The following is a 24991-nucleotide window of genomic DNA, read 5'->3' as shown; positions in this document are numbered from 1 at the left end:
CCGATTCCCCCGCCCCACTCAATACAAAACCTATCGTTTGAACATGCGACCCCTGTGCGATTGCCACTGTTTGCTTGACGCACACTCCGGGGCCATGAGTGATCTCGATCCGCCGCGGTGGCCGTATGCGTAGCAAGCTGTTCGTGCCCGGGGTACGGCCGGAGCTGTTCGACAAGGCCCTGGCCGGCGACGCCGACGCGCTGTCGCTGGATCTGGAAGACGCCGTCGCCGAGGAGCGCAAGGCCGCCGCGCGCATCGCGGTCGCCGCGTTCGTCGGCTCCGAGGCGGTCGCCGCATCGCGCAAAGCCATCATCGTGCGGGTCAACGATCCGACCTCGGCGCATTTCGCCGCCGACCTCGCCGCGGTCGCGCGCGATGGCGTGGCCCTGATCAATCTGCCCAAGATCGAATCGGCCGCCGCGCTGCACGAAGCGGTCGCCGCGATCGAACGCGCCGAGGCGCTCAATGGCGTAAGCCAGCCGATCGGGCTGCTGGTCAATATCGAAACCCCGCGCGCGCTGCTGTACGCGGCCGACATCGCCGCCGCGCATCCGCGTGTGGCCGGTTTGCAGCTCGGCCTGGCCGATCTGTTCGAACACGCCGGCATCGAACGCTACGACCTGGCCAACGTGCATTCGGCGATGTTCGCCGTGCGCATGGCCGCGGCCGCGGCCGAGGTGTTCGCGCTCGACAGCGCCTACGCCGATCTGCACGACGAAGCCGGTTACGTGGCCGAAGCGCGCGCGGCGCGCCGGCTCGGGTTTCTCGGCAAGACCTGCCTGCACCCGCGTCAGGTCGCGCTGGCCAACAGCGCGTTCGCCGCGACCCCGGCCGAACTCGAAGCGGCGCGGCGCATCGTCGACGCGGCCGCGGCCGCGCCCGACGGCGGCCGCGGCGTGTTCGTGGTCGACGGGCGCATGATCGACCTGCCGTTCCTCAAGCGCGCGCAGGCGCTGCTGGCCTCGGCGCGGCGGACGTGAGCCGCACCGAAGCGCGCGGCCTCCAGATAGACATGGCAACACCGCGGGCCGGACCTTCCGGTGCGCGTCGATGATGGGACGTAATTCGATGTCGCAATTTTTCTTCGCGTTCGCCCGTGCTCGCCGCAGCGCGCGCGCCAAAGCAGTCGCGCTGGGCTTGTTCGCCAGTCTGGCCCTGGCCACGCCGCTGCAGGCCGAACCGCTGACGCCGCTGCTCGCCGGGACCTTGCCGACGCTGGAGACCGCCACGCCGCTGGTCGGCATGGCCAACCTCGACGGCCGCAGCGTCGCGCTGACCCGCGATCAGGCCTGGCGCCTGGACGGCGAGCGCAAGCAATGGGTCCCGCTGCAATGGACCGGCGCGGCGCAGGCCGGCGCGGTGATCGGCGATGGAACCCGCGCCTACCTGCTGCCCGCCGATGCGCAGGCGAGCGCTGCGCTTTCCGAAGCCTTGCCCTCTGAAGCATTGCCTTCTGAAGCCGGCCCTTCGAAAGCCGCCGACCGCAACACCGAACCGTCCAGCGCCGTCGCAATCGCCCCGGTCATCGCGCGCCTGGACGCCAGCGACACCCGCCTCGACCTGAAACCGTTGCCGCCGCTGCCGATCGCGCTGTCCTCGCTGCGCGCGAGCTTGTCGGGCGACAGCCTGTACGTCGCCGGCCTCGCCAGCGACGGCAGTGCGCATCTGCTGCAGCGGCCGCTCGCCGATGAAGCTGCGACCTGGACCTCGCTGCCGGGCTGGCCCGGCGCCGCCGCGCCGCGTTCGCTGGTCGCGCAGACCCGCGCTGTGTTCGTGATCGTCGCCGATCCGCAGGGCGGCGCCGACCGCATGCTGCGCCGCTCGCCGGAAAACCAGTGGAGCGAAGTCAGCCGCGTCCCCGGCCAGGTCCTGCCCGGCGCCGGCCGCGCGACCGGTCAGGCGCACGTGCTGTACCCGATCGTCGACCCGGCCAACGCCCAGGCCGCGGCGAAACTGATGATCTACCAGACCATCACCGGTTCCTGGGCGACGCTGCCCGGCGCCCAGGTCGCCGCCGGCGCAGGCGCGACCGCGAGCTGGCCCGACGGCCTGCTATGGGCGCGCGCCTCCGCCGACGGTCACCGCGTCGAATTCGCCACCGCCCAGGTGCAGGCGCGCAAGCTCGGTCTGCACTGGCTGGACTGGGTGGTGATCGTGGTCTACCTCGGCGGCATGATCGGCATCGGCCTGTTCTTCTACCTGCGCGAAAAGCGCGGCTCGACCAGCAGCTTCTTCGTCGGCGGCCGCAGCATTCCGTTCTGGGCCGCGGGCGTGAGCCTGTACGCGGCCAACACCAGCTCGATCAGTTTCATCGCGATTCCGGCCAAGGCCTTCGAAACCAACTGGCAGTACCTGGCCAACAACGTCATCGGCGTGCTCGGGCTGATGTTCGTGGCGGTGTGGATCGTGCCGCTGCTGCGCCGGCTCGACCTGATGTCGGTGTTCTCGTACCTGGAAACGCGCTTCCATCCGGCGATCCGCATGCTCGCCAGCGCGCTGTGCATCGTGGTCCAGATCGGCAGCCGCATGAGCGTGATCCTGTTCCTGCCCGCGCTCGGCATCGCCACCATCACCGGCATCAGCGTGTTCTGGAGCGTGATCCTGATGGGCGGCTTCACCATCGTCTACACCGCGATGGGCGGGATGAAGGCGGTGATCTGGACCGACTTCGTCCAGGTCATCGTCAAGATGGGCGGCGCGCTGTTCGCGATCGGCTTCATGATCTGGCACCTGCCGGGCGGCTTCGACCAGTACTGGTCGACCGCGATGTCGCTGGACAAGATGCACACCTTCGACTTCAGCTTCGACATGACCAAGGCCACGGTCTGGGGCTTTTTGTTCCTGGTGGTGTTCGAAGTGGTGCTGACGTTCCCGAAGGATCAGGTGCTGATGCAGCGCACCTTGTCGACCAAGTCCGACAAGGAAGCCGGGCGTTCGATCTGGGCCTTCGCCGCGATCACCATCCCCGGCGGCATCATCTTCTACACCATCGGCACCTCGCTGTTCGTCTATTACAAGAACAACCCGGAGCGGATGAACCCGTTGCTGCCGATCGATGCGACCTTCCCGATGTTCATCGCCGCCGAACTGCCGGTCGGGGTGACCGGGCTGATCATCGCCGGCATCTTCGCCGCGGCCATGGCCACCTTGTCGGGGATCATGAATTCGGTGGCCACGCTGATTTCGGTGGACTTCTACGACAAGCTGGCGAAGAACCGCACGCCGAAGCAGAGCGTGTTCTTCGCCGAGATCATGACCGTGGTGGTCGGCCTGATCGGCATCGGCACGGCGCTGCTGCTGTCGAAGTTCGACATCCACTCGTTGTTCGATCTGTCGATCGAACTGGCCGGCTTGCTCGGCGGCGGCTTCGCCGGCGCCTATACGCTGGGCATGTTCACTCGCCGCGCCAACTGGCAGGGCGTGGCGATCGGCATCGCCGCGAGCATCGCGTTGACCCTGGGCATATGGACCTTGCAGATGGTGCACCCGTACTACTACCTGGCGATCTCGATCCTGCTGTGCATCGTGATCGGCTATGTCGCCAGCCTGTTCTTCCCGGCGCCGCGGCAGTCGTTGAATGGGTTGACGATTTATCGCGATGCTGTTTGAAGCGGGAATCGGGAATAGGGAATAGGGAATAGGGAATCGGAACGGCAAAAGCCGACGCGGCTGGCACTGCGCCCAAGGTTGATGTATTGAGTTGAACCAGGTAGTCGGCGAAGCATCAATCGCCGGCGCAAGTGCTTTACCGATTCCCGATTCCCCATTCCCGATTCCCGCCCCATCGGTGCCCCGTGGAAACCCAGTTCCTCAATACCTTCGTGACCGTGGTCGACCAGGGCTCGATGGCCGCCGCCGCGCGCGTGCTCAACATCACCCCGGCCGCGGTCGCGCAGCAGATCCGCACGCTCGAACGCGAGATCGGCGCGCCGCTGATCGCGCGCGTGGGTCGCACCGTCAGCGTCACCGAGGAAGGCGCGCGGATCCTGCCGCGCACGCGCGAGCTGCTGCGCAACGTCGCCGACCTGCGCAGCGTCGCCAACGACAGCGAAATTTCCGGCGAGCTGCGCCTGGGCGCCTGCCCGACCGCGCTGGCCGGCATGCTGCCGGACGTGCTCGCGCGCATGGTCGAATCGTTTCCGGGCATCAACGTGTTCATCCAGCCGGGCTATTCGGCCGATCTGTACCATTGCGTCGAAAAGGGCGACATCGATGCCGCGGTGGTGCTGCAGGCGCCGTTCCCGCTGCCGAAGACCTGCGAGTGGCAGTTGCTGCGCGAAGAACCGCTGATCGTGCTGGCGCCGCGCAGCATGGCCGGACGCGATCCGCGCGAACTGCTGTCGACCCAGCCGCTGATCCGCTACGACCGTCACCACTGGGGCGGGCGCCAGGCCGACGAATACCTGCGCGCGGCCAACATCGTGCCGCGCGAGCGCTTCGAACTGAACGCGCTCAACGCGATCGCGGTGATGGTCGATCGCGGCCTGGGCGTATCGCTGGTACCCGACTGGGCGCCGCCGTGGCCCGAGGGCCTGCAACTGGCGCGCATCCCGCTGACCGATTCGACCGCGAAACGCTGCATCGGCATCGTCTGGTCGCGCTCCAGCGTGCGCGTGCGCCTGGTCACCGCGTTCCTGCGCGAGAGCCGCAAGGCGATGACCACGCAAGCACGTTGAGCGGACGTTGAGCAGCAGCGTTGAGCATCGCAGGTGACGTCTCGCCACCTTGACGATTGATCCAAGTGCAGACGCCAGCGCAATGCGATCACGCCGACAAATAACGTTGCGCACATGCAACTAAAACCTTGGTCTTATTCGCGCAGTTCCGGGTTCCAACCCGGCGATGCGGCGGTTAGGCTGCTCGCGAACGCAGCCCACGACGCACTCGCATCGCCAGGTTTCGCTCGGTAACACTCAATCCTCGGACCTCCCCAAAGACCGCCGCCGGCAGGACGCCTGCGGCGGTCTTGTCGTTTTTACCGCGACGTCGCGCTCGCGCGCACCGATGCTGCAATGCGACAAAACTTTTGCTATCGATCCGCGTCGCTTAAGACAACAAAACCTAGGCTGTGAACATACTCCGCGTCGGTTCCAACTGTGACAGCGAGCGCATAGGCTCGCCTCGAACCTGCACAGACGTCGGCGCGACAGGGAGAGGTCGCGACAGCGACAGCGCCGCCGCCCTGGGCACGCCACCACGGGCACGCGTCCCCCTCACGCGCAGGCTCGATCACCGGCACTCAACGAGACCGACATGCTCAAGCCACTTACCGCCGCGATCAGCAGCGTCCTGCTGCTCTCCACCTTCGCGGGCACCAGCCACGCGCAAGACGCCGACCCCGCCGCCACGCCCGCCAGCGACAAGGCGGCCGTCGACCTCGACAACGTCGTCGTCACCGGCACCCGCAGCCCCAAGGCGGTCGACAAGATCCCCGGCGCGATCACCCTGGTGTCCAAGGCCGAACTCGCACGCAGCCTGGTGCTGACCGAGGACGCGACCGCGGTGCTCGCGCGCACCGTGCCCGGCTACGCCGAGTCCTCGCAGGCGATGAGCAACACCGGCGAAAACCTGCGCGGCCGCGTCGCCCTGCGCCTGTTCGACGGCGTGCCGCAGGGTTCGCCGCTGCGCGAAGGCACCCGCAACGGCACCTTCACCGACATGGGCATCGTCGGCCGGATCGAGGTCATCAACGGCCCGTCGGCCTCCGAGGGCATCGGCGCGGCCGGCGGCATCATCAACTACCTGTCCGCGGCGCCGACCAAGGAAGGCAACGAGTTCACCATCACCTCGCGCTATACCACCCAGTTCAAGGACGACAGCGCCGGCTGGAAACTCGGCGCGACCTTCGCGCGCAAGGCCGGCAACTTCGACATGATCGCCGCCGCCTCGTTCCTCGACCGCGGCATCACCTACGACGGCAACGGCCGCCGCATCGGCATGAACACCAGCGGCTCGTTGTCGGACACCGAAGCGCGCAACCTGTTCATCAAGGCCGGCTACAACTTCGGCGAAGACGGCGTGCAGCGCATCGAAGGCTCGGTCAGCCACTTCAACATCGAAGGCAAGGCCAATTACATCCAGGTGCTGGGCTGCCGTCCCGACGAAGCCGCGCTGTGTGGCGCGACCCGCACCAACACCTCCGAGCGCGGTTCGATCTTCGGTTCGAAGGCCGCGATCAACGACTTCAAGCAATACCAGCTCAGCTACATCCATTCGGATTTCTTCGGCGGCACCCTGACCATCAACGGCTACAAGGCCGATCAGGAAATGCGCTATCTGCCGGAGAACACGATCGACAAGCAGGACCCGTTGATCGCGCCGATGGACACGATCTACGACCAATCCGAAATCGTCACCAACAAGAAAGGCTTGCGCACGTCGTGGGCGCGGCCGTCGCTGTTCTCGGTCAGCGGACTGGAACTGCGGGTCGGCCTGGACCTGGTCAAGGACACCGCGCAGCAACGTCTGGCGCTGACCAACCGACTGTGGGTGCCGCCGATGGAATACACCAGCAAGGCGCCGTGGGCGCAGCTGTCGTGGGACATCGGCCCGGTCACCCTGTCCGGCGGCCTGCGCCGCGAAGACGGCGAACTGCACGTCGACAGCTACACCACCACCTGGTTCCGCGACCGTCGCCACGTCGACGGCGGCACGCTCGACTATCAGGAAACCTTGAAGAACTTCGGCGCGGTCTGGCGCATCGACGAGGCCTGGTCGGTGTTCGGTTCCTACGGCGAAGGCTTCACCCTGGCCAACGTCGGCATCCCGCTGCGCAACATCCAGTGTTCGAACGATCCGGGCGACACCCAGCCCGACGGCTGCCCGAACGATCCGCGCATCGGCGTGGGCGATCTGCTCGACCTCAACGCGATCGTGGTCAAGAACACCGAGTTCGGCTTCAACTGGCGCGGCGAGCGCGGCGCGTTGAGCGCTTCGCATTACGACTCCAAGTCCGACTACGGCCAATCGCTGGCGATCGATCCGGCCACCAACGACTTCGTGCTGCTGCGCGCGCCGGTGCGGATCAAGGGCTACGAATTGTCCGGCGACTGGCGCTTCAACGAAGACTGGCGGATCAGCGCGGTGTATTCGCACACGCGTGGCAAGACCTCGTTCTGGTCGGCCGACGCGGCCGGACGCTACCCCGCCGGCGGCACCAACAAGCCGATGGGCGTGCTCGACATCAACCCCGACAAGTTCGCCTGGACCCTGACCTGGAACTTCCTGCCGAACGCCGACGTGAGCCTGGGCGCGACCACGCTGTTCTCACGCAATCTGTCGGGCAGCGAGGTGCGCGCCTTCGACAGCCAGCGCTTCAGCTTCAAGGAAAGCACCCACGGCTACACCCTGTTCGACCTGGGCATGAACTTCGAGACCGAGCGTTACGGCAAGTTCTCGCTCGGCATCGAGAACCTGTTCGACAAGCAGTACATCCTGAGCTGGTCGCAGCCGCCGGGCGGCTTCCAGAACTACTGGGCCGGGCGCGGCCGTACCGTGTCGCTCACCCATACCTTCAAGTTCTGATCGACCGCCCAGCCGCTGCCTCACCGACACCGCCGCCGAGCCCGATCGCTCGCGGCGGTCGCTTTCGCCACGCAGGACCGCATGCCTTGCCCGTCTCCGCCGCCCTTCGCTGTTGCCTGCTGATCCTGGGTGTGGGCTGCGCGGGGTTGGCTTGTTGTGCTCAACGCGTTGCGAACGATGCCCATGCGGTCCAGGCCACGGCCCAGCCCGACTTCAGCGCGCTGCACCGCTTCATGCGCGACGCGACCGATGCCGACGGCTACCTCGGCGCCGTCGTGCTTATCACGCGCGAAGGCCGCATCGTCGACTTCAATGCGTACGGCTATCAGGACCTCGCCCGCCGCATACCGATGCGCAAGGACGCGATCTTCCGCATCTATTCGATGAGCAAGACCATCGCTTCGGCCGCTGTAATGCTGCTGGTCGAACAGGGCCGCATCGGCCTGGACGATCCGGTCTCGCGCTACTTGCCCGAACTCGGCCATCGCCAGGTGCTGAGCGGTGGCACCATCGACGCGCCGCGGCTGCGCCCGGCCGCCAGCGAGATCACCATTCGCGAACTGCTGACCCACACCGCAGGATTCGCAGCGGGCCTCAACGGCGATGAAGCCGCGACCGAGCTGATGGAACGCAACGAACCGCACGCGGCCGGCGACCTGCATGGCTTCGTCGAACGCTTGAGCCGCGCGCCGCTCGCGGCCGATCCCGGCACCCGCTTCGGCTACGACGGCGCCGCGATCGAAGTGCTGAGCCGGGTGGTCGAAGTAGTCGCACGGCAACCGTTCGATGCGTTCCTGCGCGAGCGCATCTTCGTTCCGCTCGGCATGCGCGACACGGGCTTCAGCGTGCCGGCGTCGCAGCGCGGACGCGTGGTCGACATCACCACGATGGGCGACGATGGCTGGCTGCGGATCGCCGACGGGCCGAGCGCGCGTGAGCCGGGCGCGGCGTTGAATGCCTATCCCAGCGGCGCGGGCGGGTTGTATTCGACGGCTTGCGACTATGCGCGGTTTGCGCGGATGTTGTTGGATGGTGGGCTGATTGCGTACGGTGGTTTTGATTCGTCTTGTTCGAATTCAGACGCCACCGCTAAGCACCCGCACACTCACAATTCGTCATTCCCGCGAACGCGGGAATGACGGTAGGAAAGGTCTGCGCGATGCGAAAGCCGCGTCTGACAAAACCTCACGCCTCCCCGAACCCGCACGTCTGCTAAAACCCGAAACAGTCGCCCTGATGCTGCACAACCAACTCACCATGCTCGATCCCCCCGTGCATCAGTTCAACCCCGGCGAAGGCTTCGGTTTCGGCGGCTCGGTCGTCATCGATCCCATCAAGCGCGGCCAGCCCGGTGCGATTGGCCGCTTCGGTTGGCCCGGCGCGGCCTCGACCACCTACGCGATCGATCCGGCGAAGCAATGGATCGCAATCGCCTTGCTGCAGCATCTGCCACGCAGCGACATGCCACGGGATCTGCCGCGGATCAGCAAGGACTTCTATCGCTTGGTCGATGCAGCCATGGAAGACACAAGCAAAGACGACACTCGCAACACCACGAACCCGGAAACGACGAAATGAGCGGATCGAACAACCTGTCCGTCTTGATCGCCGGCTCCGCCAACCTCGATTTCGTCGTCCGCGCCAGCCACGTGCCCGCGCCCGGCGAAACCGTGCTCGGCCGCGAACTGGCGACGTTTCCCGGCGGCAAGGGCGCCAACCAGGCGATTGCCTGCGCGCGCGCCGGCGGCGCGACCACGCGCATGCTGCTCGCGCTCGGCGACGACGCCCATGCCGCGCCGATCGAAGCCTCGCTGCGCGAGGCCGGAGTCGAACTGCACCTGATCCGCTGCCCGGATCGCGCCACCGGCACCGCTTTCATCTGCGTGTCCGACGACGGCGAGAACGCGATCACCGTCGCGCCCGGCGCCAACGCCGCCTTGCGCGGCGACGATCTGCCCGCGCTCGACGGCGTCGGCCATCTGCTGCTGCAACTCGAAACACCCTTGCCCGCGATCGAAGCCTGGGCGCGACGCGCGCGCGCGGCCGGCGTCGCGGTCGTGCTCAACGCCGCGCCCGCGCGCGCGCTGCCGGCCTCGCTGCTGGACTGCGTCGATCTGTTGATCGTCAACGAAGGCGAACTGGCCGCGCTCAGCGGCATCGCCGACGATATCGACGCGGCGCTGGCACGCATTCCCACCGCCCAGGTCGTGGTCACGCTCGGCGCGCGCGGTTGCCGCGCACGCGTCGACGGCCGCTTTCTGACCCAGGCCGCGTTTCCGGTTCAACCGCTCGACACCACCGCCGCCGGCGACACATTCTGCGGCACACTGGTCGCGGCGCTCGCCCAGGGCGACGATTTCGCCGCAGCCTTGCGCCGCGCCAGCGCCGCTTCGGCCCTGGCCTGCACGCGCGCGGGCGCGCAGACCAGCGTGCCGACGCGCGATGAAGTCAAACGACTGCTCGCCGCAACGCCCTGATCGCCGGCCCTCCCTTCCCCGCCTCGCTCCCCACCGACGCCCCCAATGACCAGCCCTTACCGACCCGCCGCCGACGATGACGCTGCCAACGAAGACGAACGTCATGCCGTGCGCACCGAATACAAGTTCTCGCACGTCACCACCCAGCGTTATCTGCCGCTGCCGGGCAAGGCGCCGGGCTGGCCGTTCGCCGAGATCGGTCACTGGAAGGTCGATGTCGACGCGACCGTCGACGACTGGATCGCCGAGCTGATCGACTGGCGCCGCGAACACCTGATCCGCATCGGCTACGACGACGCGCATTACCGCCGCCCCGAACTGCAATGGGCGCAGCGCAATTTCGTCCACGCGCAGATGATGGCCGAGGATCGCTATTTCTACGATCCGGTCGCCGGGCGCTACACCGTCGATCGTTACCTCGACGATCTCGAACGCCGCTACGGCGGTATCGACAGCGTGCTGATCTGGCATGTGTATCCGAACATCGGCGTCGACGACCGCAACCAGTTCGATCTGGCCGGCGATCTGCCCGGCGGACTCGACGGCCTGCGCGGCGCGATCGAGGATTTCCATCGTCGCGGCGTGCGCGTGTTCCTGCCGACCATGCCGTGGGACCACGGCACCCGCGACAGCGGGGTCAAGGATTGGGAGGCAGTAGCCACACTGGTCAAGGCAGTCGGCGCCGACGGCGTCAACGGCGACACCTACAACGGCGTGCCACGCGCGTTCTTCGACGCCTGCGACGCGCTCGGTCATCCGGTGGTGCTGCAACCCGAGTCGACCATCAGCGCCGAGGAGGCGCTGATCTGGAACGTGCAGAGTTGGGGCAAGAAAGCGCCGAACGAATTGATCCCGCCGGTGGCCAAGTTCAAGTGGTTGGAACCGCGCCACATGATCAACTACGAGAACCGCTGGGGCCGCGATCGCAACCACGACCTGCAATACATCTTCTTCAACGGTGTCGGCTACAACGCCTGGGAGAACATCTGGGGCCTGTGGAACCAACTGACCGACCGTGACGCCGAAACCCTGCGCCGCATCGCCACGATCGAACGCGAGTTCGCCGCGTGCATGACCAGCGCCGACTGGCGGCCGTACGTGCATACCCGCCAGGCCGGCGTGTTCGCCAGCCGCTTCCCGCACGCGGGCACGACTGTGTGGCATCTGGTCAATCGCAACGAATACGAGATCGACGGCGAACAGATCGCGGTCGCGCATGAAGCCGGCACCCGCTATTTCGATGCCTGGAACGGGGTCGCGCTGGAGCCGCGCATCGACGGCGAGCAGGCGGTGTTTGAATTCGCCATGGAAGGCCGTGGTTTCGGCGCACTGTTGGCGTTGGCGCCGGGTGTCGAACATGCCGGCCTGGACACCTTCCTCGACGGCATGCGCCAGTTGTCGGACATTCCGCTGCACCGCTATTCCAAGCAATGGCGATCCTTGCAGCAACGCTTGGTGCCGATCGCGCCGACGGCCTTGGTCGCGACCGCGCCCGACGGCATGGTCGAGATTCCGGCCGGCGAATTCGACTTCGTCGTCGGAGGGATCGAGATCGAAGGCCAGACCTGGGAAGGCGTCGACGTGCAGTACCCGTGGGAAGACAGCGCGCGGCGCAATCACCGCAAGCGCATGTCGATGCAGCGCTTCTTCATCGATCGCACCCCGGTCACCAACGCGCAGTACCAAAGCTTCGTCCAGGCCAGCGGTTACGCGCCGCGCGATGCGCACAACTATCTGCGCGACTGGGTCGACGGCGCGCCGCGCCCGGGCTGGGAGAATCGCCCGGTGACCTGGATCGCGATCGAGGACGCGCGCGCCTACGCGCACTGGGCCGGCAAGCGCCTGCCGCGCGAATGGGAATGGCAGTACGCCGCGCAAGGCGGCGACGGTCGCCGTTATCCCTGGGGCAACGATTGGCGCGAGGACGCGGTGCCCGCGCCGAATCGCGGCCGGCGCCTGCGCGCGCCCGACGAGGTCGACGCACATCCATCCGGCGCCAGCGTGTTCGGCGTGCTCGATCTGGTCGGCAACGTCTGGCAATGGACCGACGAATACCACGACGAACATACCCGCGGCGCGGTGCTGCGCGGCGGCAGTTCGTACCAGCCGCAGACCTCGCACTGGTATTTTCCGCAGGCCTACCGGCTCGATCAGCACGGCAAGTACCTGTTGATGGCGCCGAGCAAGGACCGCTCGGGCTGCATCGGTTTCCGCTGCGTGGTCGATGCGAGCGCATGAGCCGCGAACCTGAGCCTTCAATCCACGCCATGAATCCAACAAGCGACTACACCGCCAAAGCCGCGCGCGTCGAGGTCCGTCTCGACGGCCTGCTCGGCGACGCGCTCGAGGCCAATCGCCGCGGCCGTCTGTCGCATTTCATCGTCGACGAAACCAGCCCGGCCATCGCGATCTTCGCCCCGGCCCATCGCCAGCAGAATGTCGAAGGCGACTGGTATGGCGAACATGCGGGCAAGTGGCTGGTCGCCGCGGCCAAGGCTGCCGCGCGCAGCGGAGACGAAGACTTGCTGGCGCGCGTGCGCCGGGTCGCCGATTTCCTGGTCGCGCATCAGGAAGCCGACGGTTACATGGGCACCTACGCGCCCGAGCATCGCTTCATGCGTAAGCAGGCGCCGAAACCCGGCACCTGGGACGGCGCGCCGAGCGTGCGCACCTGGGACATCTGGACCCACGCGTATCTGATCCTGGGCTTGCTGGAAATCCACAAGCATTTTCCCGAATCGCGCTATCTCGACGCCGCGCGCAGGATCGGCGCGCTATGCCTCGACACGCTGACACGCGGCGCTATCGACATCACCGAACTCGGCAATCACCACGGCATGTCGGCCACGGTGCTGCTGGACCCGGCGGTCGAGTTGTACTTCGCCACTGGCGAGCCCGCGTTTCTCGATCTGGCATTGACCGTGCTCGGCCAGGCCGACGCTAATCCCGACCTCGCCCTGCTCACCCGCGCGCTGGCCGGCGTGGACGCCGCGCACATCGCCACCGGCAAGGCTTATCAACTCGCGTGGAACCTCGTTGGCCTGGCGAAGCTGCATCGCGCCACCGGCCTCGCTGAGTACCTGCGCGCGGTCGAATCGCTATGGCGCAGCATCCGCGATCATCATCTGAGCCTCGGCGGCGGCCCCTGGGGCGGCGTCGCCCATCGTTCGCGCGAAGTGTTCAATCCGGCCGGCGTGTTCAGTCCGCAGGGCTATGTCGAAACCTGTTCGACCCTGGCCTGGATCCAGCTCAATCGCGAACTGCTGAGCATCACCGGCCAGGCGTGTTACGCCGAGGAGATCGAACGCTCGGCCTACAACGATCTGCTCGGCGCGCAGGCGCCCAACGGCGAAGACTGGTGCTACTACGTGTTTCCCAACGGGCGGCGCGTGCATACGACCTATTGGCGCTGCTGCAAATCAAGCGGTGCGATGGCGATCGAGGAGTTGCCGGCCATCGCCTACACGCGCGGCGACGACGATGCGCTGGCGGTCAATCTCTACGGACCGGGCACGGCGCGGGTCGAACTGACGCGGGCGGGCACGGTGCGGATCGAGCAGGACACGGCTTATCCGTTCGATGGCCACATCGGCTTGCGCGTGAGCCCCGAACGCGCGGCGCGATTCGCGCTGAAACTGCGAATTCCTTCGTGGGCTAACGGCGCGTCGGTATCGATCAACGGCGAACCGATATCGGCCGCGATCGTGCCTGGCGATTACCTCGTGCTCGATCGCGAGTGGAATGACGACGACCGCATCGCCATCGACTTCCCGATGACCCCGCACCTGCACACCGCGGTCAATCGCAACGTGCAGGAATCGCGCGCGCCCGACGGCAGCCCGGTCGCGCAGGAAGTGCTGCACAACGAATATCTGGCGGTGACCTGCGGCCCGCTGGTGTATGCGACCGGCCTGATCGACGGTTTCAAGACCGAGGAAACGCTCAAGCCACCGGCCGCACCGACGTCGCAGTGGCTGCACTGGCATGCCGCCGACGCACAGCACCCGACCCCGCGGATCGAACTGGACCCGGGCTATCGCGCGCCGCTGGTGTTTCAGCCGTATTACTGCGCAGGCGGCCGGGTCGACGGCGCGTGGCGGCTGACCTGGCTGTCGTTGCCGCCGGTGTCTCCACAGTGAACGGTGCGTGTACGGCGTGCGGAAACGCCCAAGTAATAATTTGTGCTCGCAGAACATACCTAACTCGCCTTTTTATCGGCCCGACCCCGGCGCAGAGTGGGTCGAGCCTCACGCATCGTCCGGACCGCACGGCATGACCCCCACTTCCATCGATCCGATCGCAGATCGCACCGCTGCGCCCGTCGCGGCGTCCGGCCCTCTGGCCGGCGTGCGGGTGCTCGATCTGAGCGCTTACATCGCCGGGCCCTACGGTTGCAGCCTGCTCGCCGATCAGGGCGCGGACGTGATCAAGATCGAGCCGCCCGACGGCGACAATCTGCGTCAATACCCATCGACGCTCGCCAGCGAAAGCCGTGCGTTTCTCGGGGTCAACCGCAGCAAGCGCGGCATCGTGCTCGACCTCAAGCGCGCCGACGACCACGCGGTACTGCTGCGGCTGGTGCGCGAAGCCGACGTGCTGGTGCATAACTTCCGCCCGAGCGTGCCCAAGCGCCTGGGCATCGATTTCGAACAACTGCAGTTGATCAACCCGCGGCTGATCTATTGCGCGGTCACCGGTTACGGTGAAACCGGGCCGATGAAGGACAAGGCCGGTTACGACCAGGTGCTGCAGACCATGACCGGCATGTGCAATCTGCAAGGCCGCCGCGGCGGACCGCCGGAAATTATCTACGGCTCGGTGGTCGACTATTACGCCGCCGCGCTGCTCGCGGCCGGCGTGTCCTCGGCGCTGTTCGAGCGCGAACGCAGCGGGCTGGGCCAGTTCGTCGGCGTGTCGCTGTTGCGCAGCGCGCTGACCATGCAGTCGGCGCGGATGATCTGGGCCGACGGCGAGGGCCTGGACATCGGCCGCGACATGCGCTCGGGCGGCGTCACCGGCATCCATCCGACCCGCGACGGATACATCTACATTTCCGCCAATACCGCGCGTTTCTGGAAGGCGTTGTGCGAGAAAACCGGCTTGCGGGAACTGGCCGACGACCCGCGCTACGACAGCGTGCGCAAGCGCGCGCAGGCGGTGGCCGAGATCGTGCCGCGCCTGCAGCAGGCGCTCGCCGCGCGCAGCGCGATGGAGTGGGAGACGATCTTCGGCGACGAAGTGCCGTGCGCGGCCGCGCGCCGGATCGAAGACATGTTCGATCATCCGCAGGTGTTGGCCGAAGGCATCGTCGATGCGATCGACCACCCGCAGGTCGGCCGCTACCGCGGCGTCGCCCAGTCGATCAAGTTCGGCCGCACCCCGGGCCCGGCCGCATTCGCGGCGCCGATGCTGGGGCAGGATACGCAGGCGGTGAAGGCGGAGTTGGGGGAGACGGGGGCGGTGGGGCGTAAACGGCGGGGGTGAGGGTTTCGGATCACGAGCTTCGCTGCGCGATCGCGCTGAGTTTGCATAAGTTTGAATCGCAGCGCTGACAGTTTTAGCGCCCTCTCAAGAACGTCATTCCCGCGAACGCGGGCTCCGTTTTACTTCGGTGTAGCCGAACATCCAGTGCCTTTTACGCTACTTGCACGAAAGTCACTGGATTCCCGCGTTCGCGGGAATGACGGTTATGAGAGTTACGCGCACTGTGCGTGTAACGACGCACTTTCGTAGCCACCTACGGCGTCGCGAACCGGATCGAATCGAATACCCAAGAACGTCATCCCCGCGAAAGCGGGGATCCAGGGCTCCACCCGACACAACTCTGAAGTCTCTGGCTCCCAGCCTTCACGGGGATGACGGTGACGAGAGTCGCGCGCTCAATACCGCGCCGCATCCATCCCCGGCAAAAACTTCGCCCACAACTCCTCGAACTGCCCCGCGAAACACCGCACCAGATTCGCATCGTCGGTCACCACCAGGTTCTCCTCATTGCTGGTGGTCGCGCTGCGCGTCCAATTGAAGCTGCCGTTGGCCAATACGCGGCCGTCGAACAACGAGAACTTGTGGTGCATGTGGAAGGGGCTGTCGTCGATCCGCACCGGCACGCCGAGTTCGCGCAGGCGCAGCACGTCGCTGCCTTCGTCGAATTTCTTGTCGTTGTCGCTGATCAGCCGCACCGCGATGCCGCGCTTGTGGCAGGCCAGGATCTCCTCGGTCAGGCGATCGTCGGAAATCGTGTACACGCAGATATCGACGCTGCGCTTGGCGCCTCGACACAGCTCGCGCAACTTGCGCAGGCAGGCATCGCCCGGGGCGAAGTAGGCGCTCGACACCACCGCCGGCGCGGCGGCGACCACGTCCAGGGTCTTGACCACCTGCTCCAGCCAACGCAAGGCGTCCAGCGTGCGCGGCGGCTCGGCCAGCATCAATTCGCGGGTCATGTCGAAGGCGCGATTGCGCAGATAGCGCACGCGGTCGGCGCCGACGCTGCCGCCGAGTTCGCGCAGTTCGAACTTTTCCTCGTTGTCCAGCGCGTAGTCGGCGATGCTCTCGCGCAGGGTCTGGTCGAGTCGTGCGAAATCCATGGCGTTGCCTTCCTTAGCGTTGCACGCGACCGTTGAGCCGGTCGGCGAAATCGTTGAGCGCGCGCTGCAGCTCGCGCTGTTGTTCGGTCATCTCCGCCCGGGTCGGCGCGTCCTGCACGTCGCGTTCGCCCAGTTGCCTGAAGATCTCCACCAGCGCTTCGTTGATCCGGGTCTGGCGCTCACCGCTGTCGTGCAGACGACCGACCAGCGGGTCGAGTGCGTGTTGCAAGGACGGACCCAATTGCTCCAGTAATGCGTCGTAATCGGGCGCCGGCGCAGCTGGTGCGAGCGGCGGCGGCGCGGACTGCGCCGCGGCGACGCGTTCGAGCAGGCCGAGGATTTCTACCCACGGCGCGGGATTCTCCGGCGCCACGGGCACGGGCGCCGCGGCCGCCTTGCTCGCGGACGAATCCAGCGAGCGCACGCTTTCGACCAGATCGTTGAGCTGCGCCACCACCCGGCCGCCGACATCGGCTTCGCCCGCGCCCATGGCCTTGTTGCGCTGGAAATCGCGCTTGATCTGAGCCCATCGCGCGGCCTGTTCCGGGGTCAGCACGCCGCGCAATTCGGCGAGCTTGAGCAGGTTCTCTTCAGCGCCGGAGGTCAGCAACTGCGCTTCGCCCTGGTAGTGATCGCCGATCAACTGCTGCAACTCGGCCTGGTTCATCACCGGCGAAATCTTTTCGGCCAGCTTGTTCATGTTGCGATAGCTGCCTTGCAGCTTGAACGGCGGCTCGGTGCGATAGGTCTCGGCCTGCGCGGCGCTGGCGATGTATTGCTGATTGACCTTGTAGACCACCTCGCGCACCTGGATCAGGCGCTCCAGGGTCGCGACGATCTCGTTGATCTCCGCGCCGCTGTAGGCATGGCTGAGTTCGTTCGCGGAGAACGGCTTGCCCTCGGCCTTGGCGACGAAGCGGTACAGGTCGGCCATCTCGCGGGTGGCCAGCGGCGCCAGCACCGGGTTCGAGGTCAGGCTGTTTTCGATGTAGCTCAGCACGAACGAGGCTTCCATGCCGCCGAGCACGTCGCCGAGGTTGTAGATGTCGGCGCGGTTGGCGAGCATGTCCGGAATCTTGAACACCTCGCCGGACTCGGTGTACGGGTTGCCGGCCATCACCACGCAGAACTTCTTGCCGCGCATGTCGTAGGTGCGGGTGCGCCCCTTCCACACGCCTTCTATGCGGCGGGTGCCGTCGCACAAGGAGATGAATTTCTGCAGGAACTCGGGATGGGTGTGCTGGATGTCGTCGACGTACAGCATCACGTTGTTGCCCATCTCCAGGGCGAGATTGAGCTTTTCCAGCTCCTGGCGCGAGGTCGCGTCCGGGGCCTGCTCCGGATCGAGCGAACGCACTTCGTGACCCAACGCCGGGCCATTGATCTTCATGAAGATCAGGCCGAGCCGGTGCGCCACGTACTCCATCAGCGTGGTTTTGCCGTAACCCGGCGGCGAGATCATCATCAGCAGACCCATCAAGTCGCTGCGCTTGCTCTCGCCGACCGTGCCCATCTGCTTGGCGAGGTTGTCGCCGATCACCGACAGGTATACGTCGTTGATCAGCTTGTTACGCACGAACGAACTCAGCGGACGCGGCTTGAATTCGTCCAGGCGCAGCGCATGGCGTTCGCGCCCCAAGATCTCATGGCGCAAGGCCTGATAACGCTGGAAACCGGGCACGAAACTTTCGCGATGATGACGCAGGCGCGCCGACCAATCGTCGATCGCCAAGCTCATGCGGCCGTCCTTCACCCGCGGATGCTCGCCAAGCAAACCCTGCACCGACGCGCTCAGGTCGGTCTCGGTGATTTTCTTCGGGAAACGCTGATCGAGCAGCAACAAGGTCGCCGCTTCGGCGGCGTAACCGGCCAGCGGCGCCAGTTCCGGCGCGCGCGCCAGCGCTTCGATCCAGTTCATCGCCAGCGCCCAGCGCGCCGCGACCCGATCGCCGAGGCCGTCGAGCGCCGCGGCGAAGCCGTCCCACATCCGCGCCGCGCTCAACTTCTCGCGCAGCGCCTGCAGCAGTTGTTGCGCGTATTTGCTGAATACGAATTGCGGGCGTTCGTCGGACAACTCCTGCACCAGGTATTCGGCGGCGCGCGGAGTCAGGGCCGGATCGATCGCCAGCGTCTGCTGCTGCGCGTAGGCGCTCATCGCCTCGGCGATCTCGCCGCGCAAGGCGTCCAGACCCGAGGCGCTGCCGAACAGGCGCTGGATATCGGCCGCGGTGCGCGCGCGTTCCGGCCACTGCTTCTGCGGCTCGTGCTGAGCGACTTGCGACCAATACAAGGCCGCCCACGCGCGCGCCGCCGGTTCGAACGCGAGACGGCCCGCGCTCGCGCGCAGCGGCAGCAGCGCCTGCAGGATCAAGGTCGCGTCGTGATCGTGGATGCCCTTCTCGTAGCCTTCGCGATAACGCGGGGCGGCGAAGTCGCGGACCGTGCGGCCCAGCAGCTCGGGTTGCGCGAGCTGCTGATGCAGCAGGTCCAGGCTCAGGCCTTCGCGATTGCCGGCCGCGGCTTCGATCACCAGTCCGGCCAGGTATTCGCCGCGGGACAGCTGCGGCGATTCGGAATCCATCGACACGCCCCAGTAGGCGCGCGCCGCGTCCAGATCCGGGTTGTTCAGGGGCTCGAAGAAATCGGTGCCGGTCAGATGCAGGTTCAACACGTCGCCGCGCGGCAACAGGGTCAGGTCGAGTTCCTGGGTGTTGACACTGAAACGGTGACGCGGCCCGAGCTTGATGACGTTGCCGCCTTCCTCGAACAGCTCGCTGCGATCGCGCAGCGCGCGCACGGCCTGGTCGCGCGCGCTCTTCATGCGCGCTTCGACGTCGTCGGCCTTGACGCTGTCCTTGAGCGCGCGCAGGCGCTCGGCCAGTTCGCGCAGCTTGAGGATCAGCGCATCGCCGGCGAAGAACGCGTTGAGTTCGTCGGCCGTGGCGAAGCGCGCGGTGCGCCGGCCGAGGCCGTCGAGAATGCGCGTGGCCGCATCCATCACCGCCTGCGCCTTGCGCTGGCGGTCGTCCATCAAGGTCTGCTTGTGCGCCTCGAAGGTTTCCAGCAATTCCTCGCGCTTGGTGAGGATGTCGCCTAGGAAAGCTTCGTGTTCGCCGAACTGGCTTTCCAGTTCTTCCAGTTGCACCATCAGCCGCGACAATTGTTCGTCGGCTTTTTCCGGGTCCTGCGCCAGCGACAACGCACTGGCGATGCTCTGCCCGAACAGGCTGAACTGGGCGCCGAACTGCGCCACCGATTCGGCCGAACCCAAACCCTTGCGACGCTGATCGGCGCGCGCCTTGGCCTGGTTGAGCCTGGAATAGATTTCCGAGATCGCCTCGACGATGCGGGTGCGCTGGGTCGCGTCGTCGACTTTCAGCGTAGCCATCAGCGCCGACAGCATGTCCAGGTCGCCGGACATCGCGCGCATCTGCTCCAGCGGTTCGACCAGCTGCGCGACCGTGGTCGCCTGCTGCGCCTGCGCGTCGAGCGCGGCCAGGCGTTCGGCCAGCGGCGCCAGCGCCTTGTCGCCGGCCAGGAACTGGCCGGTCGCGGCACCGATGCGTTCGTGCTCGGCGACCAGCGCCTGCTCCATCGCATCGATCGCGGCCACATCGATATAGCGGTATTCGCGGATCGTCAGCAGATGCCCGCGCTGCGCGGTCAGGCCGTTGAGCGCATCGACGAACTCCTGGACCTTCTCCCAGTTCTCCGGCTGCAGGCTGTCGAGCAAGGCTTTGTGCTTGCTCTGCGCCTCGCGCATCGCCCGGTCGGACTGATTGCGGATGCCTTCGACTTTCTCGTATTCGTCCAGTACCGACTCGGCGGTCGCGGCGATCTCGCGCAGCAGCGGCGCGGTCTCGCCGCAGTTCGGGTCCGACAGCCAGTGGTGGGCGTCGAACAGACGCCGGGTGTTCTGCGCGAGCAGGCCGTAACGCTTGGCCGAGACCTCGGTGGCCTCGATCTCGCGCGACAGGCTCATCAGCTCGGACACGCCGCGGACCAGCTCGGCGTTGCCGATCTTGCCCATGAAGCTGTTGCCGGCCGGCTGCTTGGCCGCGTATTCGTCGCTGTAGTACGGGGTCTGCCAGACCTGCATCGGATGCACGCGGGTCGGCTCGTCGCTTTCGGTGGCGAAGATCACCATGCGCCCGTCTTCCAGGCGCGCATAGCCGTGACCGAAGATCGGTGTCTGCAGGCGCCGTTCGATCATGTTGTAGGTGAACATCGCGGTGCGGCCCTGTTCGGGCTCGTAGAACAGATACAGCACGTCCTCGCCGTTCGGCGAACGGATGCTGCGCTTGTAGCGCATGCCGTCCATCGACTGGTCGAAGCTCTTGTGCTCGCCGTTCTGCAGGTAATACCCGCCCGGGAAGATGATGCCGTGGTCTTCGGGCAACTGGATGCAGGCCAGGCCGATCGCGTCCTGGCGCAGCACCTTGCGGGTCAGGGTGTTGAACACGAGGTAGCGCCACTGCTCCTCGCGGTAGGGCAGGATCTTGAGCAGGATCAGGCTGCCGACCTTGGCGAAATCGACCTGGGCGTCGTCCAGCGACTGGGTCTTGTCGTCGACCGATTCGCGGTAGATGCCCTTGCCGTCCTCGGTGTTGTTCTCGACCTTGATGGTGAGATCGCCGTTGACGGTCTCGACGAATACGCTGTCGAGGATGTTCAGATGCGGATGGCGGCCGTTGACCAGCATCTCGCGGGTCGCGCGGGTCCATTCGAAATCGAACGGCGCCGGCAGCGCGATGTCGCGCTCGCCGCGGTTGTCGATGTAACGCACTTCGCCGCTGGGCGAGACCGACCAGCGGAACACGCGCAGGTCGGTGATGCGCTCGCCGATCTGGAACGCGGCCAGCAGCTTGCCGTCGCGCATGATCAACTGGATCAGGCGGGTGTGCTTGTAGTACGCGTACAGCTCGCGGAAATCCTGGGCGAAACTGTCGATGCCGAGGAAGCTGCCCTTGAGCTCGACCGGGGTGACGTCGTAGCCTTCCGGCCCCTGCACCAGCTTGTACAGCGAGAACACGTCGGCGACGACGGTCTCTTTCTTCAAACCCATGAACACGTTGTAGCCGAACAGCAACAGATCGCCGACCTGGACGATGTCGCGCGCGACGCAGTTGTTCTCGGTGCGGATGCGGAACCGCCCGACCACCTCCATCTGACTGCTGCCGAACTCGCTCAGGCGCTGCTGGTTAAGCCCCTGGGCGATGCCGCGCAAACGCAGCCCCTGTTCGCTCAGCCGCTTGCTCAGCACTTCGTACGCGCCGCCCTGGGCGACCGCCTGATCGACCGCCGCGTGGGCGGCCGCCTTCGCGCTGTCGTTGGAAATGTCGCCGGTGGCGGTGTTCGCCGCGGAAGCGGTCGGCTTGGTATCGGCCATCAGTGGTTCGTCCTACCGGTCCTGCCCGCGGCGCGAAACGCTTGCGTCGCGGACGTCAATCCGATGCGCCGCCGCGAGCGGCGGCGCATTCCCTGGGTCAGGCGCGCGCTCAGGAATCCAGCGCGGTCTCGCCGGCGGGCTTGCCGTCGACCTTGCCTTCGAGCTTGGCGACGCTCTTGTCGTCGCCCTTGTTGAGCAGGCGCTGCAGCACGTCCTGCACGATCGGGCTCTTGCCGGCCACGCCTTCGATCGCCTTGCCGACCGACAGCGCCTTGGCGAAGGAATCGAAGAACGCGCCTTCGCCGCCGACGATGTCGATGTTGGCCTTGCTGAGCGCGGCGGCCAGCACGTCGGCCTGTTCCTTCGCCACTTCCTTGTTGGCGTCGATGCCGGCGATGGCCTGCTCGAAGTTCTTCTCCAGCTGCATGCGGAATTCCTCATGCGCGCGCGACTGGTCGCTGAGCGAATCGAGCGCGCCGAACTTCTGCGACAGGCCCTCGGCTTCGGACTTGAGCTTCTGCAGCAGCACGTCGGCTTCCGACATGCCCAGGTCGCGATTGGCCTTGGCCTTGGCCGAACCCAGCTGCTCTTCGCCGCGCGCCTGCGCGAACAGGTTTTCTTCCAGCACCTTGGCGTCGGACAAGCCGAGCTTCTGCTTGGCGTCGGCCTGCGCTTCCATCACCCGCGCCTGGGCCATGCCCTTTTCCTGCTCGCCCTTGGCTTCCGCGCCCATGGTCTCGGCGACCACGCGGGCCTTGGCCATGCCTTCCTTCTCGATCGCCGCGGCGGTGATCTCGCGCACCCGCGCATCGGCCAGACCCGGCGCCGCGCGCTCGGCCTCGATGCCTTCGGCCATCTTCTTCTTGGCTTCGGACTGCTTGCCGGCCGATTCCAGCTCGGCCTGCGCCAAGGTGGTGATCTCCACCGCCTTGTGCTTGGACGCGGTCTCGTCGGCCTCGGCCTGCTTGACCTGACGCACCATCTCTTCCTCGGCCTTGGCCTGCGCGTGCAGCACCATGACCTGCTTGGCGCGATCGGCCTCGGAGACCTGGCGCACTTCCTTGATCCGCTCTTCTTCCTGGGCCACGGTCTTCTCGACCGCGATCCGGTCGCGGATCACGTTGGCGATTTCCTTGCGCTGTTCCTCCAGCGCCTTTTCCTTCTCGATCCGGTTGAGCTCGACCTCGCGTTCGCGCGCGACGATTTCCAGATCCTTCGCGCGGGTGACCTTCTCGACCTCGATCACCACCGCGCGCTGGCGGTTCTGCTGCGCCACTTCGACTTCGCGCTGACGGTTCTCCTCACGGATGTCGAGCTGCTCCTGCACCGAGATGCGCGCGTTCTCCGACTTGAGCCGCTCTTCTTCCTGGACCTTGGCGGTCTCGGCCTGTTCGCGCGCCTGGATGGTCTGGATCTCGCGCTTCTGCCGCGCCTCGGCGTCGGCCTGCTGGCGTTCGAGCGCGAGCATGGCTTCGCGGGTCTCGACGTTCTTCTTGGTGATCGCCAGCTGCTCGTTGCGCTCGAGCTCGTTGGTGATGACGTTCTGCGCCGCGGTCAGCTCGGTGATCTTGCGGATGCCTTCGGCGTCGAGGATGTTGGTCGGATCCAGCGAGGACTTGGGCGTCTGCTCGAGGTAATCGATCGCGACGTCTTCGAGGATGTAGCCGTTGAGGTCGTTGCCGATCACCTCGATGATGCGGTCGCGGAATTCCTGGCGGTTCTCGAACAGCTTGACGAAGTCGATCTGCTTGCCGACGGTCTTGAGCGCCTCGGAGAACTTGGCGTTGAACAATTCATTGACCGCGGTGCGGTCGGATGCGCGGTCCACGCCGATCGCCTTGGCGACCTTGAGCACGTCCTGCTGGGTCTCGTTGACGCGCAGATAGAACGCGACGGTGATGTCGGCGCGCATGTTGTCCTTGCAGATCAATCCGTCCTTGGCCCGCCGGTCGACTTCCAGGGTGATCAAGGAGATCTTCATGAACTCCTTCTTGTAGATCACCGGGTACACCAGCGCGCCGGTGAAATGCACCTTGGGCGTGGACGACATGTCGTTGACGATGAGCGCGGTGCCCTGCGGGACCTTGATGTAGAACGCCTTGAACATCATCAGCAGGACGAACACGATCAGGACGCCCAACCCGACCAGGGTGAGGATCGTAAAAGCACTCGAAGGCAAGCTCATTGTTGCATCTCCCTATGACTCAACGTTGCGGACGCGTCGACCTGAGCGGCGTCGGAACTACGGTTGCGGATACGGCTCAGGCGCCGCGAAATTCGTCTTCGCTCACCACCCGGTAAGCGTTTTGTTCGGCGATGTATTCGATCAGCACGACCCGGTCGCCGCGCTGGTAGCCCGGCCCCTTGTCGTCGCGGATCTGCAGGATCAGGCCGGCGCCGCCGTCTTCGAGCGCGGCGGTGCCGGTGACCCGGTTGACCGGGCTGCGCACGGTCGCGGTCTGGCCCAGCAACGGACGCGGCGGCTCGGGCTGCATCTTGCGCAGCAGCTTGCGCACCGGGCGCAGGGCGAGCGCGGCGACCGGAATGGAAACGATGAAGGCGACGATGATCACGCCGACGCTGGCGACGGTGCGCAGCGGCCCTTCGGGCAGCAGGCGCAGCAACAGCAGGTCGGCGAAGAAGCTCAGCGCCCAGCCGCTGGCGATCAGGGCGCTGAGCACCACGGTCACCGGAATGCCGCCCAGGCCCAGGCGCATCAGCGGGTCGAACACGCTTTGATGATGGTGCGCGGCATCGCCGTGGCCGTGGCCGTGAGCGACGTCGCCGAGCGCATGGCCATGACCATGCCCCAGGCCGTGCCCGTGACCATGCCCGAGCCCGTGGCCGTCGCCGCCGAAGTGACCGTGGCCATGACCGCCGCCGAACAAACCGTCGGCCGCGTCCATGCCGACCAGCCCCAGCGCCGACAACAGCCAATAGCCGATCACCACCCCCAGCAGCACGGTGTAGAACGCCGTCGGAAACGCAAACACGATCTGCAGAAATTCGATCAT

Annotated in this window: 14 protein-coding genes; 10 read left to right on the top strand and 4 right to left on the bottom strand. The window is 66.2% G+C overall.

Features of this window, described 5'->3' with window-relative positions; all coding sequences use genetic code 11:
• Nucleotides 1–125: 125 nt before the first annotated feature.
• The 10 genes from AC3A4T_RS17450 (at nt 126) to AC3A4T_RS17405 (ending at nt 15485) form a co-directional block, all read left to right on the top strand.
• Complete coding sequence (locus AC3A4T_RS17450; protein ID WP_487676516.1) at nt 126–980, top strand: HpcH/HpaI aldolase/citrate lyase family protein; 855 nt, start codon at nt 126–128, stop codon at nt 978–980.
• Nucleotides 981–1068: 88 nt separating this feature from the next.
• Complete coding sequence (locus AC3A4T_RS17445) at nt 1069–3609, top strand: sodium:solute symporter family protein (RefSeq protein WP_487676515.1); 2541 nt, start codon at nt 1069–1071, stop codon at nt 3607–3609.
• Nucleotides 3610–3794: 185 nt separating this feature from the next.
• Nucleotides 3795–4676, top strand: a complete 882-nt coding sequence (locus AC3A4T_RS17440; protein ID WP_487676514.1) for a LysR family transcriptional regulator — start codon at nt 3795–3797, stop codon at nt 4674–4676.
• 577 nt (nt 4677–5253) lie between these two features.
• Nucleotides 5254–7524 (top strand): TonB-dependent receptor, encoded by a 2271-nt coding sequence (locus AC3A4T_RS17435; protein ID WP_487676513.1) that lies wholly within the window; start codon nt 5254–5256, stop codon nt 7522–7524.
• A gap of 233 nt (nt 7525–7757) precedes the next feature.
• Complete coding sequence (locus tag AC3A4T_RS17430) at nt 7758–8663, top strand: serine hydrolase domain-containing protein (protein WP_487676512.1); 906 nt, start codon at nt 7758–7760, stop codon at nt 8661–8663.
• 97 nt (nt 8664–8760) lie between these two features.
• The gene (locus AC3A4T_RS17425) at nt 8761–9102 is read left to right on the top strand and encodes a hypothetical protein (protein ID WP_487676511.1); all 342 of its coding nucleotides are present in this window, start codon (nt 8761–8763) and stop codon (nt 9100–9102) included.
• Nucleotides 9099–10001, top strand: a complete 903-nt coding sequence (locus tag AC3A4T_RS17420) for a ribokinase (protein ID WP_487676510.1) — start codon at nt 9099–9101, stop codon at nt 9999–10001. Before AC3A4T_RS17425 ends, AC3A4T_RS17420 begins: the two co-directional genes overlap by 4 nt.
• Before the next feature lie 45 nt (nt 10002–10046).
• Complete coding sequence (locus AC3A4T_RS17415) at nt 10047–12239, top strand: formylglycine-generating enzyme family protein (protein WP_487676509.1); 2193 nt, start codon at nt 10047–10049, stop codon at nt 12237–12239.
• Nucleotides 12240–12268: 29 nt separating this feature from the next.
• Nucleotides 12269–14140: a glycoside hydrolase family 127 protein gene (locus AC3A4T_RS17410; protein WP_487676508.1), complete on the top strand. Its 1872-nt coding sequence runs from the start codon at nt 12269–12271 to the stop codon at nt 14138–14140.
• A 133-nt stretch (nt 14141–14273) separates the two neighbouring features.
• Nucleotides 14274–15485, top strand: a complete 1212-nt coding sequence (locus AC3A4T_RS17405) for a CaiB/BaiF CoA transferase family protein (protein ID WP_487676507.1) — start codon at nt 14274–14276, stop codon at nt 15483–15485.
• A gap of 395 nt (nt 15486–15880) precedes the next feature.
• On the opposite strand, the gene AC3A4T_RS17400 is transcribed toward AC3A4T_RS17405, so the two are convergent.
• From AC3A4T_RS17400 to AC3A4T_RS17385, 4 genes are all read right to left on the bottom strand, one after another.
• A complete protein-coding gene (locus tag AC3A4T_RS17400; RefSeq protein ID WP_487676506.1) occupies nt 15881–16588 on the bottom strand; it encodes a phospholipase D-like domain-containing protein in 708 nt (235 codons plus the stop codon).
• Between the two features lie 13 nt (nt 16589–16601).
• Nucleotides 16602–21977 carry a DNA repair ATPase gene (locus AC3A4T_RS17395; RefSeq protein ID WP_487676505.1) on the bottom strand — a complete coding sequence of 1792 codons (5376 nt, stop codon included), beginning with the start codon at nt 21975–21977 and terminating at the stop codon, nt 16602–16604.
• Between the two features lie 109 nt (nt 21978–22086).
• Entirely contained in the window at nt 22087–24162 is a 2076-nt protein-coding gene (locus AC3A4T_RS17390) for a flotillin family protein (protein ID WP_487676504.1), read from the bottom strand.
• 76 nt (nt 24163–24238) lie between these two features.
• The gene (locus AC3A4T_RS17385) at nt 24239–24991 is read right to left on the bottom strand and encodes a hypothetical protein (protein WP_487676503.1); all 753 of its coding nucleotides are present in this window, start codon (nt 24989–24991) and stop codon (nt 24239–24241) included.

This window comes from Lysobacter sp. Soil_N_51 (assembly GCF_057655755.1).
Note: the sequence above shows the minus strand (reverse complement) of the source record. Positions and strands in the feature narration are given on the sequence as shown.